Source organism: Phaeobacter sp. HS011, assembly GCF_018101215.1.
GTDB classification, from domain to species: domain Bacteria; phylum Pseudomonadota; class Alphaproteobacteria; order Rhodobacterales; family Rhodobacteraceae; genus Phaeobacter; species Phaeobacter inhibens.
This window is the reverse complement of the sequence record NZ_JAGEUF010000011.1, coordinates 53,536-66,247: the sequence shown is the minus strand read 5'-3', so window position 1 is coordinate 66,247 and position 12,712 is coordinate 53,536. Positions and strand designations below refer to the sequence as shown.

General features: G+C 58.8%; 14 protein-coding genes. 10 read left to right on the top strand and 4 right to left on the bottom strand.

What is annotated here, in order from left to right:
• Position 1 precedes the first annotated feature (1 nt).
• The 3 genes from J4721_RS17925 to J4721_RS17915 are packed head-to-tail and all read left to right on the top strand — an operon-like array spanning position 2 to position 2,608.
• Positions 2 to 1,396: a multicopper oxidase family protein gene (locus J4721_RS17925; RefSeq protein WP_096873521.1), complete on the top strand. Its 1,395-nt coding sequence runs from the start codon at positions 2 to 4 to the stop codon at positions 1,394 to 1,396.
• Positions 1,393 to 1,875 (top strand): cytochrome c, encoded by a 483-nt coding sequence (locus J4721_RS17920; protein WP_058123693.1) that lies wholly within the window; start codon positions 1,393 to 1,395, stop codon positions 1,873 to 1,875. The genes J4721_RS17925 and J4721_RS17920 overlap by 4 nt, the downstream gene beginning before the upstream one ends.
• Before the next feature lies 1 nt (position 1,876).
• On the top strand, positions 1,877 to 2,608 hold the full coding sequence (locus J4721_RS17915; RefSeq protein WP_058123692.1) for a DsbA family protein: 732 nt from the start codon (positions 1,877 to 1,879) through the stop codon (positions 2,606 to 2,608).
• A 42-nt stretch (positions 2,609 to 2,650) separates the two neighbouring features.
• Here J4721_RS17915 and J4721_RS17910 read toward each other — a convergent pair whose 3' ends face one another.
• Positions 2,651 to 2,851, bottom strand: coding sequence for a heavy-metal-associated domain-containing protein (locus J4721_RS17910; RefSeq protein ID WP_024099389.1), 201 nt, complete (start codon positions 2,849 to 2,851; stop codon positions 2,651 to 2,653).
• Positions 2,852 to 3,003: 152 nt separating this feature from the next.
• Between J4721_RS17910 and J4721_RS17905 the strand changes: the two genes are divergently transcribed.
• Together J4721_RS17905 and cueR are read left to right on the top strand one after the other, a co-directional pair.
• Positions 3,004 to 5,514 (top strand): heavy metal translocating P-type ATPase, encoded by a 2,511-nt coding sequence (locus J4721_RS17905; protein WP_058123748.1) that lies wholly within the window; start codon positions 3,004 to 3,006, stop codon positions 5,512 to 5,514.
• A 12-nt stretch (positions 5,515 to 5,526) separates the two neighbouring features.
• Positions 5,527 to 5,925: a Cu(I)-responsive transcriptional regulator gene (gene cueR / locus J4721_RS17900; RefSeq protein ID WP_058123691.1), complete on the top strand. Its 399-nt coding sequence runs from the start codon at positions 5,527 to 5,529 to the stop codon at positions 5,923 to 5,925.
• A gap of 21 nt (positions 5,926 to 5,946) precedes the next feature.
• Here the strand turns inward: cueR and J4721_RS17895 are convergent, their stop codons facing one another.
• On the bottom strand, positions 5,947 to 6,711 hold the full coding sequence (locus J4721_RS17895) for a MauE/DoxX family redox-associated membrane protein (protein ID WP_170863239.1): 765 nt from the start codon (positions 6,709 to 6,711) through the stop codon (positions 5,947 to 5,949).
• On the bottom strand, positions 6,633 to 7,442 hold the full coding sequence (locus J4721_RS17890; RefSeq protein WP_338091614.1) for a DUF305 domain-containing protein: 810 nt from the start codon (positions 7,440 to 7,442) through the stop codon (positions 6,633 to 6,635). Before J4721_RS17890 ends, J4721_RS17895 begins: the two co-directional genes overlap by 79 nt.
• Positions 7,443 to 7,738: 296 nt before the next feature.
• On the opposite strand from J4721_RS17890, the gene J4721_RS17885 reads away from it, so the two are divergent.
• From J4721_RS17885 to J4721_RS17870, 4 genes are all read left to right on the top strand, one after another.
• The gene (locus J4721_RS17885) at positions 7,739 to 8,320 is read left to right on the top strand and encodes a L,D-transpeptidase (protein ID WP_082645005.1); all 582 of its coding nucleotides are present in this window, start codon (positions 7,739 to 7,741) and stop codon (positions 8,318 to 8,320) included.
• Positions 8,321 to 8,445: 125 nt separating this feature from the next.
• Positions 8,446 to 9,708: a multicopper oxidase family protein gene (locus tag J4721_RS17880; RefSeq protein WP_092465203.1), complete on the top strand. Its 1,263-nt coding sequence runs from the start codon at positions 8,446 to 8,448 to the stop codon at positions 9,706 to 9,708.
• A 140-nt stretch (positions 9,709 to 9,848) separates the two neighbouring features.
• A complete protein-coding gene (locus J4721_RS17875; protein WP_040104428.1) occupies positions 9,849 to 10,334 on the top strand; it encodes a disulfide bond formation protein B in 486 nt (161 codons plus the stop codon).
• Between the two features lie 42 nt (positions 10,335 to 10,376).
• Positions 10,377 to 11,042 (top strand): L,D-transpeptidase, encoded by a 666-nt coding sequence (locus J4721_RS17870; RefSeq protein WP_024099381.1) that lies wholly within the window; start codon positions 10,377 to 10,379, stop codon positions 11,040 to 11,042.
• Positions 11,043 to 11,129: 87 nt separating this feature from the next.
• Here the strand turns inward: J4721_RS17870 and J4721_RS17865 are convergent, their stop codons facing one another.
• Positions 11,130 to 11,687, bottom strand: a complete 558-nt coding sequence (locus tag J4721_RS17865) for a hypothetical protein (RefSeq protein ID WP_233486466.1) — start codon at positions 11,685 to 11,687, stop codon at positions 11,130 to 11,132.
• 396 nt (positions 11,688 to 12,083) lie between these two features.
• Between J4721_RS17865 and J4721_RS17860 the strand changes: the two genes are divergently transcribed.
• A complete protein-coding gene (locus J4721_RS17860) occupies positions 12,084 to 12,692 on the top strand; it encodes an EF-hand domain-containing protein (protein WP_237455013.1) in 609 nt (202 codons plus the stop codon).
• The last annotated feature ends 20 nt before the right edge of the window (positions 12,693 to 12,712 follow it).

Here is a 12,712-nt window from a genome sequence, read left to right as displayed (position 1 = left end):
AATGAAACAAACACGTCGGGATTTCTTGCGCCATGCGACACTGGCGGCCTGCGCGGCGGCCATCCCGCGGTCGGCTTATGCCGCAACCCCGTTCGAGGACGTGGTTGCCAAGGTTGCGCGTCAACAGCTTCTTCCGGACACCTACCCGGGAACAGAGATCTGGGGCTATGACGGCCTCGTTCCGGCTCCGGAAATTCGGGTCGCTCAAGGCGATCGGGTGCGCCGCAGGTTCCGCAACGAGGTTCCTGACCCCAGTTCGGTTCACTGGCACGGAATCCGGATCGACAACGCGATGGATGGCGTTTCAGGGCTGACCCAGGAGCCCGTGGCACCGGGTGAAACCTTTGACTACGACTTCGTCGTACCAGACGCGGGCACCTATTGGTATCACGCGCATAATCGCTCATACGAGCAAGTCGCGCGTGGTTTGCGCGGTGCCTTGATCGTCGAAGAGGCCGATGGGCCGGACATCGACAGCGAGGAAGTCATCGTTCTGGAGGACTGGTTGCTCGACCCTGAGAGCGGGCAGCTGTTCGACAATTTCGAACAGCCTATGATGATGAGCCATAGTGGACGTACCGGCAACTTCATCACGACCAATGGGCGCTATGACCTGACCTTGCCCGCGAAGCGTAACGAACGCATTCGCTTGCGCATCATCAACGCAGCTAGCGCGCGGATTTTCCCGCTGAGGCTATCGGGGGTGAGTGGCTGGACGATGGCCCTGGATGGGATGCCTATCGGCCAACCCCAGCCGGTTGACGGTGAATTGATCCTCGGTCCCGCACAGCGCGTGGACCTGATCGTCGATGTGACCGCAGACGAAGGCGGAACCGCAGAGGTGCTGCGCATCGGCGATGATGATCAACTGACCCCGCTGGTGACTTTTTCCGTCGATGGCACAACCAGTTCAGTACCGAGAGACAAGCCGCTGCCGCTGCCGCCGAATCCCGCGGCACACGCGCCGGACCTTGCCGAAGCGCGTGATTTGCGACTGGTCATGTCCGGTGGAGCAATGGGGCGGATGCAGTCTGCCATGCTCGGAGGGGAACGCCTTGGGTTTCGTCAGCTTGCCCAGGCGGGCAAGTTCTGGGCCCTGAATGATGTCGCCGAAATGACCGACACGCCATTGGCCGATCTATCCCTGAACGAGCCGGTGCGCTTGAAGATCGAGAACCAGACCGTGTTCCCACATGCGATGCACCTGCACGGAATGCATTTCCGTGAGCTGCGCCCCGACGGCGCGTTCGGACCGATGCGCGACACGATCCTGTTGGCTGGCAACGAGTCCCGCGAGATCGCCTTTACGGCGGACAATCCCGGCAAGTGGCTGTTCCATTGCCACATGCTCAGCCACGCCGCGTCCGGCATGACAACCTGGATGCGGGTCACATGAGGTATCTCGTTTGGTCCGTTCCGATCACTGTTGTCGCAGCCGCTTTCACCTATTGGCTCTCGACCAGTGCATCCTCGGATGTCGGCAGCGCGTCCAAGGCGGAGAGCTCCGACATCCAAGAAGGCGCGTTGCTCTACGCAGACAACTGCGCGTCTTGTCATGGCGCAAATCTGGAAGGCCAGCCGGAATGGCGAACGCCCGGCGCGGATGGGCGCCTGCCAGCACCACCGCATGATGAGACGGGTCACACCTGGCATCATCCTGACAGCCTGCTCTTCGATTACACAAAACTGGGGGGTGCGGCGCTTCTGGCGCGTCAGGGTGTCGAATACGACAGCGGAATGCCGGGTTTCGCAGACGTGCTGACCGACCAGCAAATTCACAACATCCTGGCCTTCATCCGGTCCACCTGGCCAGACCGCGTTCGCGAAGTCCAGGCCGCGCGGACAGAAGCCGACGAACAACGGGGAGATAATTAAAATGCGTTTCAGACAAGCCTTCACGACTGTCGCGATAGCTGCCTTGCTTCCGATACCGGTACTCGCCGACGAACTGTCAGAGTCCCGGGTCAAGGAACTTGTGCTCGAGGCAATCCGCGAGAACCCGGAGATTGTCATGGAGGCCGTGGCGATCCTCGAACAGAGGCAGGCGCAAGCGCAGGAGCTCAGTCAGGCCCAAGTTCTGAATGACCAGCGCGATCTGATCGAGAACGATCCGAATGCGCCGGTTCTCGGCAACCCGGAAGGGGACGTCACCGTTGTGGAATTTTTCGACTACAACTGTCCCTATTGTCGGCGGGTCAAACCCGAGGTGCGGGCTTTGATCGAAGAGGATCCAAACATTCGCCTCGTCTATCGTGAATGGCCCATTCTCGGAGACGGATCGGTGTTCGCCGCGAAAGCGGCCTTGGCAGCGCGCAAGCAGGACAAATACGAAGAGTTTCACTGGGCGATGATGGGGCTGGAAGGCCGCGCGGAAGAGGCCTCCGTGCTGCGCGTTGCCGAGGAGATCGGCCTGGATATCGCGCAGTTGCGCAAGGACATGGAGGCCCCCGAGGTCGAAGAGCACATTGCGACATCCATGCAACTGACCCAAGCTCTGGGCTTCAACGGCACGCCGTCTTTCGTGATCGGTGACGCGCTGGTGCCTGGCTTTGTCGAAAAGGCGCAGCTTGCCGACTTGGTCGAAGAAGCCCGCAAAGACGAAGACTGAAAGTTCTTGCCCGGACCGCCCCTGGGTGGTCCGGGCACTGCATCAAGCGGCCGCAGGTTCCACGTCATAGCCCGCATCCCGAATGATCGCTTGGACCTGATCGGCTGGTAACACGCTGTCGACACGCACTTGTCGGGCAGAAAGGTCACATTCTACGCCTGCATTCGGATCTGCGGTTTTCACTGCGCTTTCGATTGCTGCGGTGCAATGCCCACAGCTCATGTCCGGAACGCTGAACTTCATCGGAACCACTCCTTGATCTGATTTCTGCCGGTGACATGGGGCTTCCCCGCGCTGGAAGGTCAAGAGAAGAAATTTATTTGGCGCCCTCCCATTGACCCTCCAGTTACTGGAAGCCCTACATTCCACCTCGAATGGAAAAACAGGTGAAACATATGCCCGAACCCAAACAGATCAGCCTGCCGATCGAAGGCATGTCATGCGCGTCCTGTGTCGGCAGGGTCGATCGCGCATTGAATGCAATCGACGGCGTAGAGGATGTGTCGGTGAATCTTGCATCCGAAACCGCGCGTATGAGCGTGGACGCGCTCAAGCGCGTTCCGGAAGTCATCGAAACTCTCCGCGAGCTGGGCTACCCTGCGCGGACGGTCAGGGCCGAACTCACGATTGCGGCCATGTCCTGTGCCTCTTGTGTCGGGCGGGTCGACAAGGCGCTTGCCGCGGTGCCCGGGGTGGTCGAGGTGAACGTCAACCTCGCCTCCGAGACGGCGACGGTGGTTTACGTCGAAGGTCTTGTCACGACATCCGATCTGATCGATGCAAGCGGCGCGGCAGGGTATCCGGCCACCGTGGCAACGGCCCAAGCCGGTGACGACAGGGTTGCGCGCAAGGAGGAAGAGGCTCTGGCGCTTGCCAAACGGGTCACCTTTGCAGCCATCCTCGCCTTGCCGGTCTTTTTGATCGAGATGGGTGGCCACGTCATTCCGGCCGTTCATATGCTTATCGAGACCACGATTGGTCAGCAGACGAGTTGGCTTCTTCAATTCGTTCTCACGACAATCGTTCTCTTCGGCCCGGGCCGGACGTTTTACACCAAGGGTTTCCCGGCCCTATTCCGGGGCGCGCCCGACATGAACAGCCTCGTCGCGGTCGGCACCGGGGCGGCTTACTTCTATTCCGTAGTTGCGACATTCGTACCATCGGCCTTGCCTGACACGCTGCGCTCTGTCTACTTCGAGGCGGCAGCGGTCATCGTCGTCCTCATCTTGCTGGGGCGTTTTCTTGAAGCGCGCGCTAAGGGGAGAACGGGCGCGGCCATCCAGAAGCTGCTGGGGCTTCAGGCGCGGACCGCACGCGTGATGCGGGACGGTGAAAGCATAGAGATCGAGATCGATGCGCTAGTTCAGGGTGACATCGTCATCGTGCGCCCTGGTGAACGCATCGCGGTTGATGGCGAGGTCATCGAGGGGACCAGCCGCGTCGACGAAAGCATGCTGACAGGCGAGCCGATTCCCGCTGAAAAAAGTGCCGGAGATCCGGTGACCGGCGGGACGGTCAATGGTGCCGGAAGTCTGCAATTCCGCGCCACCCGGGTCGGCGCCGACACAACCCTGGCGCAAATTATTCGCATGGTCGAAGAGGCCCAGGGCGCCAAGCTGCCGATCCAGGGATTGGTCGACCGGATCACGCTTTGGTTCGTACCTGCCGTCATGGCGATCGCGGCGGCGACCGTGCTGGTCTGGCTGGTTTTCGGGCCTGATCCGGCCCTGACAATGGCGCTGATCGCCGGTGTGTCGGTGCTGATCATCGCGTGCCCCTGCGCGATGGGGCTTGCGACGCCGACCTCGATCATGGTCGGGACGGGACGTGCTGCGGAAATGGGTGTCCTGTTCCGCAAGGGCGACGCCTTGCAGCAACTTGATTCCGTTGATGTGGTCGCCCTCGACAAAACAGGCACGGTGACCGAGGGGCGACCCGCACTGACTGACCTGGTGCTGGCCGAAGGGTTCGATCGTTCAACAACGCTCTCGAAGATCACCGCCGTGGAGTCGCTCTCCGAGCATCCTGTCGCGGACGCCATCGTCCGTGCCGCGCGGGCCGAGGGCGCACCTCTTGCGGGGGCCGAAGGCTTTCAATCGGTCACAGGTTACGGCGTGCGCGCCGTGGTCGAAGACGTGGAGGTGTTGGTTGGGGCCGACCGCTACATGGCGCGCGAAGGCATTGACGTCTCGGCATTGACTCCAGAGGAAACGAAGATCGCAAGCAAGGGTCGCACGGCGCTTTACGCTGCCATAGATGGACGTGTCGCCGCCGTGATCGGCGTCGCCGATCCGGTCAAACCGGCAAGCCGCGCAGCCATCGCAGCGCTGCACGAGAAGGGTCTTGCGGTTGCGATGATCACAGGGGACAAACGCGAAACCGCCGAAGCCATCGCCCGCGAAACCGGCATCGACCATGTCGTTGCCGGCGTTCTGCCAGACGGCAAGGTCGCGGCGCTTGACGGTTTGCGCGAAGGGAACAAGCGCATCGCCTTTGTCGGCGACGGGATCAATGACGCCCCGGCGCTGGCGCATGCCGATGTGGGTATCGCCATTGGCACCGGCACTGATGTGGCCATCGAGTCCGCGGATGTCGTCCTGATGTCCGGCGATTTGCGCGGCGTGGTGAATGCCTTCGAAGTGTCGCGGCGAACCATGCGAAACATCCGGCAGAACCTGTTCTGGGCCTTTGCCTACAATGTCGCGCTGATTCCGGTCGCCGCCGGGGTGCTTTATCCGGCCTTTGGGCTGCTCCTGTCACCAATTCTCGCGGCGGGCGCGATGGCGTTGTCCTCGGTGTTCGTTCTAACCAATGCCCTGCGCCTGCGAGGTATCGCGCCGGCGATGGACGAGCAGCGCGCAATCCCGGCAGAGCTGGCAGCTGTCACTCCTGCTCCAGCAGAATAACGGAGGTTCGACATGAACATCGGAGACGTTTCCCGACAATCGGGTGTGCCCCCAAAAACAATCCGCTACTACGAGGAAATCGGGCTGATCCGCCCGAACCGAAGTGAGAACGGCTATCGCGCATTCACCGAGAACCACGTTCACAAGCTGGCGTTTCTCGGTCGAGCACGGGCCTTGGGGTTCACCATCGAAGATTGCAGGACGCTTCTGGCTCTCTACGAGGATGAAAACCGCGAAAGCGTTCAGGTGAAAACGGTTGCGGAAGACCATCTTCGCCAGATCGAGGAGAAGATAGAGAAACTGCAATCCATGAGAACGACGCTTACCGAGCTTGTGGAGAAATGTGCCGGGGATCATCGTCCGGATTGCCCGATCCTCGCAGATCTCTCACCTGTACGAATGTCCGAATAATCGATGCCGGTTCGGCACGTTTCAGAACCAAATTGCGCGGACCGGCATCCAGATACCCATGAAGATCATCATCAGGTTTTCCGTCAGCGAAATGAACCCCAGCGGGACGGAACTGTCACCGCCGACGCAGGCGCATTTCAACTCCCGCTTGTCAATGTAGACAGCCTTGAATACGCTGACAGCGCCGACCGTGCCGATAAACAGGGCGACAGGCGCCGAGAGCCACAGCAGCGCGCCGGCAGTCATCAGGACACCTGCCAACGCTTCGCCGAACGGATAAAGCTTGCCGTATCGTACCCATTTGCGCGCCAGCAGATCGTAGTTGAGGAACATCGTCGAAAACCCTTCGACATCCTGCAATTTCTGGATCGCGAGAATGGTCATGGACAGCGAAATGAACCATTCGAACCCGCGCAAGGTAAAGACCGACCCGTACTGGTGCCAAGACAGGCCCAGTGCCAATAGCGCGGCGACGGAAAAGATCGCGATGACCGGCTGGTAGGTCGTGTCGCTTTGCTCTTCCTCGGGTGGGTCGATGTCAAAGAACACCCTGAGATCATCGTAGCCGCCGATCCGTTCTCCGCCGATGAAGGTCTGCGGCGTCGTCTCGACCCCGTGCTTCTCCATGAAAGCATCGGTGTCTTCACGGGTCTCAAGCGGATGGTCTTCCACCTCGAAGCCTTGCCGCTCCAGCAGGTCTTTCGATTTCAGACCGTAGGGGCAGACATGGCCCGGCATGACCATGCGATAAAGCTGCGCGGATTTACTGTCTGTGTCCCGGGGCATATGCTTTCCTCCTTATCCGGCGCAGGTGAATTGACCACGGAACCCGGCTTCGTAGTCGGTTCCGCGCTGACGATCAGATCGGTCAGGTCACCGTCTGTCTCTACGATCTCGGCCGATAGCGGGCCTTGAGAAAACGCATTTTCGCCCTGCGCATCCAGGCGCACCAGGTCACCGCTGATCTTCATCGCGGCCCCAGTCCCTTCGCCGGTCTCACCGGTCACCAGCACGGCTGGACTGTCCGAGGTGTAGGCAAATCGGCAGTCTCCACCATTCGGGAACACCGCTGCGATTTCGTCTTCCGTCAGAAACTCGGGATCGATTTTTGACACGACCTCCGTTTGAAGCGCCTGTTGCGCATCCACGACCTGTACCGGCGTTCCGGTCGGCGTGGCCGATGCCTCACCGTTTGCGCCAATGTCAGCAATGAGGTAGCGCATTTCGGCGATTTCCTTGTCCTGCGCATAGATAATGTCGTCTGCGAGCCCCCGGACGCGCGGGTCGGTGATCTCGGCACGAGTCGACGTCATGATGGCGATCGAGTGGTGCGGGATCATGGCGCGCATGTAGGACCTGTCCTGCACCGTAAATTGCCCGCGTACCAGCCAGAGGCTTGCCGCAAAGACAAGTATGGCGCCCCCGAAGATCGCGATGTTGGCTTTGGTGTTCTGATACATGGACAACATGTACGCCAACATGATCACGGCCATGGTCGCCCCCATCAGGATGGCCATGTAAAGGCGTGTCTCCGAAAAGAAGATATGGCCCCAAAGATAGGTGTTCAGGTACATCAGAACGAACATGACCACGGTCGATGTTCCGATCATCATAAAGAACCGTGAGTAGTGCATTTCCAGTCACCTCCTTGCAGTTCTCTGTAAAACAACAACATTCCAGCGCTGGAGAGTTCCAAAAGCGCGAATTTTCGTAGTTTCAAGGCAACAAAGGCGCGTCGTTTGCCCCGGTTCACGGCTTCTTTTCTTTGCCCCTGACGCGCACTGAATTTTCATGGGTCCGAGGAGATCGCGCCATGCAGAATTTCACGAGACGAGAATTGATTTGTGCCGGAGCGATGGGTTGCTTTCTGCCCACAATTGCCTGGGCCCACAAAGTCAAATTGCCCGAACGGTTCGAACCGCAATTGGTAAACACCCGTCGTGGTGACTGGGTTAAAGACGATGTCCACGTCGTTCCCGACGATTTTTTCCTTTATTTCATGCTCGAGGACGGGATGGCGATCCGCTACGGGGTCGGGGTAGGGCGCAAAGGTTTGTACGAACCCGGAGAGTTCACGGTAGCGCGCAAGGCCAAATGGCCATGGTGGCGGCCAACGAACGCCATGATCCGGCGCGAGCCACGCAAATACGCGAAGTACAAGGATGGGCTGAAAGGCGGGCCAAACAACCCGCTCGGGGCCCGCGCGCTGTATCTCTATGATGATGAGGGACGCGATACCTATCTTCGTATTCATGGAACCAACGCTCCGGAAACCATTGGATCGGCCGTGTCGAATGGATGCGCGCGGTTGACGAATGAACACGTAAAAGATTTGTATGATCGCGTAGAAATTGGCGCCCGCGTCTTCCTGTATCCCAAAGTGACAACGGCGTGAGGAGCGTTCTGTCGCCTTGAAGTTCCTCTTCCGGAAATGGCACAAGTGCGGCAGTTGGCGAAAGCCAGTCCATCATTCATGAGGTGACGGAATTGTCTTTGAGCCGGAGGTCTTTCCTTGGCGGGATGACCGTTGCGCTGGCTGGTACCCGCTTGCCAGCAGCGACACGCGAGTTGATCCTCGCGCCCCAATCGATCAAGGCGCGCCTTGCTGGGTACGACGTGTCGATGTTGGGCTTCAACGGTGGTCTGCCGGGCCCAGAAGTCAGAATGCGACAAGGACAAACCGCCCGCATTACCCTCGATAACCGATTGGAGGAGGGCGCTCTTGTTCACTGGCATGGGTTGCGGGTTCCAAATCGGATGGATGGTGTCAACGTTCTCACTCAGGATGTGGTCATTCCGGGCGACACGTATCGTTATCAATTCGGCGTCCCGGATGCCGGCACGTATTGGTATCACTCGCATTACCTGTCTTACGATCAGGTCAGCCGCGGCCTTTTCGGCGCCTTCATCGTCGAGGAGCAAAATGCGCCGGCTGTCGACCATGACATTGTTGTTCAGTTCTTCGATGTCTTGTTGGATCAGTCCGGACAGTACGACGAAGGGTTCAACCCGGCTCATTTCGCGACCGAGGGCCGTATCGGCAATACGGTCACGGCGCTTGTTTCCAATGGAACCAGCAAGAATGTGAGACAAGGCGACCGCCTGCGTTTGCGCCTGATAAATCCCTCTATCGACAGGGTTTACCGTGTCGGGCTGGACGGTCTGGCAGGCAAGATCGTTGCACTGGATGGTATGCCCCTGGCGCAGCCACAGACACTCGAACCCATCCTCCTAGCTCCGGGGCAAAGATGCGATGTGATTGGTGATGCGACCGGGCCTATTAGATTCGACGACAGCTTTGGAGAGTGGACGTTGAGCCTTGGCGAAATCGCTGTTTCCGGCTCTCGTGACCCTGCGAAAGTGCCCATCACCGCGTTGCCCGCCAACCGAATGCCCGCCCCGCAAGACCCCGGCCAAACCGCGGAGCTGGTGCTCCAGGGAGGTGCGGGAAGCGCGTCCCATAACGGCACTGGAACATGGGCGCTCAATGACGTATCTGGACTGCCTCGAACCCCTTTCCTATCCGTCGCGCGGGGGACGACCGTGCGCATTTCAATCCGCAACGAAACCGGGTTTCCACACGTCATGCATCTGCATGGCCACCATTTCTGGGAACTCGATGCGGCGGGGGAAGCCGGTCCATACCGGGACTCGACCTTCCTGGATATCGGCGAGACGCGGGATATTCTCGTCGTCCTGGACAATCCGGGATCCTGGATGCTGCATTGCCACATGTTGAGCCACCAAGCCGACGGTATGGCAACGTGGATCAGAGTCGGCTGAGGGTCGAGACGGATACATACCGTTACAAATCTCTGAATGATAACAGGCCTTTTGCCGTCTACGTAACCTGACAAGCGAGAAACAGGTCCATCGATTGCCAACGGGAGCGTTCATTGACCCTGACACCAAAATCTCTCGGCATGACTGCGGCGGCAGGATCAGCCGCCTTGCTGTTAGGGGCCTTCGTTTTCCAGGCTCTTGGGTACGCGCCGTGCGCAATGTGCATCTGGCAACGCTACCCACACGCAATCGCCATTGGAATGGGCGCTCTGTTGCTCTTTGCTCTGCCGATTTTGCCAATCCTGATAATCGGTGCCCTGTCGGCACTCAGCACATCCGCGTTGGGAATGTTTCATACCGGTGTCGAGCGCGGCTGGTGGGAGGGACCGACTTCTTGCACGGGATCCGGCCTCGATGTTTCCCAAATGTCGGTATCGGAATTGCTGCCCTCTGCGAGTTCAAATGCGTCCACTCTTGTTCTGTGCAATGAGGTTGTCTGGGAATTTCTGACGTTGTCCATGGCGAGTTGGAACGCGATCCTAAGCGGTGTCCTTGCTTGCCTCTGGTTGGTCGCGATCGCAAGACATCAAAAGGGTCGATGGCATGGGGTCGCGGACGTTTCTTGAATCGTCTCGCATTCATCGAAAACAAACAAAGGGCTTCGCTTCATGGTTACAAGACGACACTTCCTTGCACTTTCCGGCTCGCTGTTTTCAGCTTCTCTGAGTTCGCCAGCATTCGCTAAGACCTGGCCGACAACAGCCGAAAAAGCAGCTTGGGATGCGCAGGTCACGCCCGCCAACTATGACCCGGCAACAACCAACCCATGGGGGCTGCATCCCAGGCTGCTGCCGCAACGCGTTTTGGCGAATGACGGTTTGCGCCCGGGTGACATTCACGTCGATGCGATCGCGCGCTATCTGTACCATATCGAGGAAGATGGCACCGCGATGCGCTACGGGGTCGCGATTGCCAAGGGCGATCTCTATGAACCCGGCACCTATACGATCCGCCGAAAGGTCGAATGGCCGCACTGGACGCCAACACAGTCAATGATCGAACGCGATCCGGAGGCTTACGAGCGGTTTGCCGACGGTATGGAGCCCGGCCCCAACAATGCCTTGGGCAGCAGGGCTTTGTATCTATTCGTCGGAGATCGGGATACGTACCTTCGAATTCACGGAACGCCGAGCCCTCGCAGCATTGGCGGCCGGGCCAGTTCGGGATGCGTGCGCATGGTGATGGCCCATATCAATGATCTCTATCCGAATGTCGCTGTCGGATCGACGGCGTTCCTTTACTCGGCCGAAGACAGCGTTACCGCTCGAAGCTGACCTATTCGTAGGACAGAGAATCTTTGGCTCACACGCCGAGTACCGCGTCGTGCAGGGACAACTTGCAACGAATTGTTGGACGAACACTCAAGGCCGCGTCGCAAGTGAATTTTCGAACTGTGCGATCGCTACGGATTTGTCGTCCTCATCGTTCTCGAACAGCTTTGTGGTTCGCACGCCCGGCAACTTGCCAAAATCCGCCATCAGGCGCTTTGGAAAAAATGTGCGTCCAATGGATTCAAATCCTGGTAATTGCCTTAGGATCGCAGAAGTACTGACGCTACAAAAGCCTGAAGCAGCCGGACCGTTTGCCAATGCAAGTTGCAAGGCGCGCTCCGCGACTTCGGGGGACACATCGATCTCTTGTATGACGACATGGTAGGTCTCCCGTGCATGAGCCCGTGCGTAAAAATCGGCCACTTGTGGAGTAATGCCATAAAGCACATCTCCCCGTTCCGGTACCGCGCTCAGCCGGACCGTTCCTGCCGGATCGAAGATAACGCGCTGCGACCCATTGATCATGACGCTGGTATGCGCACCCGCCCCGGACCTGTTATTGATCATAGTGTACAGCGTCAACGCGGCCGGTCCGTCGTGACTGTAGGATGCACTACTGATGACTTCGGCTGAAGCATCAGGGCGCATGTCGTTTCCTGCACCGCACCCCGCCAAAATCACCAAGGCAAGCACCAAGAAAATGCGGTTCAAAAAGAGCAACTTGCAGCCTCCTGCCATGGGTTGAATGACTGAATTTTCGGGAACATCAGGGCCTCTGCCACTCTCGACACCAACTCTTCCGAATTTCACTTCCACCGAAACATGGTTTCGGTGTCAGTTGGTACACGACTCCTCGACAGGTTTTCTCTGGATATCGCATGTCTTAGATGAAGAGGAGCGTTCGCCCCGAATTGATTTGTCGCAGTTTGTAACAGACCCCGCCTTTGTGACCTCGCGATACAAAACACCGGCTCGCGTGTTATTCCGCATCTGCAGGTGCATCCCATATAGTGGGTATCGCAACACTGACACGAGGTGATCGAAATGAAACGCAACACTTTACTCGCTGCAATGACCCTGGCTGCAACCGCCTTTGGTGGCGCGGCCTTCGCGGATGCCAACCATGGGCACGGTGGGCAGCTTGGTGCCCAAGGTGGGGCAGGCATGATGCAGAACGGTGGTCCGGGCATGATGGCGAACATGGGCGGAATGATGGACATGATGAAGCGCATGCACGGGAACATGATGGGCGGCGGCATGATGGGCGCAGGCATGGGCAGTGGTATGATGGGCCCAGGCATGGGTGCCGGCATGATGCAAATGTTCGACACTGATGGAGACGGCACAACCACGCCGGAAGAAATGCGCACGCGGCTTCAGGCCAAGCTTTCCGAGTTTGACAGCGATGGGGATGGAAACCTCTCGATTACCGAGTTTGAAGCTCTCCACAGCGCAATGATCCGCGAAATGATGGTGGATCGTTTCCAACACCTCGATGCCGATGGCGACGGCGCGGTGACGCCGGAAGAGATGGCCGCTCCTGCCGATAGGATGGAGCGGATGCAGATGATGCGGTCGAATATGGCAGATGCGCCTGCGCGGCCCGGCAACGGTCAGGGCATGGGCAACGGCTCCATGATGCAGGACAACTGAGCCAATGGGTGCCGGTTTAT

Excerpts from the sequence above, each read along its gene's own strand:
- J4721_RS17920 (WP_058123693.1), top strand. The coding sequence starts at position 1,393 with ATGAGGTATCTCGTTTGGTCCGTTCCGATCACTGTTGTCGCAGCCGCT.
- J4721_RS17885 (WP_082645005.1), top strand. The coding sequence starts at position 7,739 with ATGCAGAATTTCACGAGACGAGAATTGATTTGTGCCGGAGCGATGGGT.
- J4721_RS17860 (WP_237455013.1), top strand. The coding sequence starts at position 12,084 with ATGAAACGCAACACTTTACTCGCTGCAATGACCCTGGCTGCAACCGCC.
- J4721_RS17895 (WP_170863239.1), bottom strand. The coding sequence starts at position 6,711 with ATGCCCCGGGACACAGACAGTAAATCCGCGCAGCTTTATCGCATGGTC.
- J4721_RS17875 (WP_040104428.1), top strand. The coding sequence starts at position 9,849 with ATGACTGCGGCGGCAGGATCAGCCGCCTTGCTGTTAGGGGCCTTCGTT.
- J4721_RS17910 (WP_024099389.1), bottom strand. The coding sequence starts at position 2,851 with ATGAAGTTCAGCGTTCCGGACATGAGCTGTGGGCATTGCACCGCAGCA.
- J4721_RS17925 (WP_096873521.1), top strand. The coding sequence starts at position 2 with ATGAAACAAACACGTCGGGATTTCTTGCGCCATGCGACACTGGCGGCC.
- J4721_RS17880 (WP_092465203.1), top strand. The coding sequence starts at position 8,446 with ATGACCGTTGCGCTGGCTGGTACCCGCTTGCCAGCAGCGACACGCGAG.
- J4721_RS17905 (WP_058123748.1), top strand. The coding sequence starts at position 3,004 with ATGCCCGAACCCAAACAGATCAGCCTGCCGATCGAAGGCATGTCATGC.
- J4721_RS17890 (WP_338091614.1), bottom strand. The coding sequence starts at position 7,442 with ATGGCCATCCTGATGGGGGCGACCATGGCCGTGATCATGTTGGCGTAC.
- J4721_RS17865 (WP_233486466.1), bottom strand. The coding sequence starts at position 11,687 with ATGCGCCCTGATGCTTCAGCCGAAGTCATCAGTAGTGCATCCTACAGT.
- J4721_RS17870 (WP_024099381.1), top strand. The coding sequence starts at position 10,377 with ATGGTTACAAGACGACACTTCCTTGCACTTTCCGGCTCGCTGTTTTCA.
- cueR (WP_058123691.1), top strand. The coding sequence starts at position 5,527 with ATGAACATCGGAGACGTTTCCCGACAATCGGGTGTGCCCCCAAAAACA.
- J4721_RS17915 (WP_058123692.1), top strand. The coding sequence starts at position 1,877 with ATGCGTTTCAGACAAGCCTTCACGACTGTCGCGATAGCTGCCTTGCTT.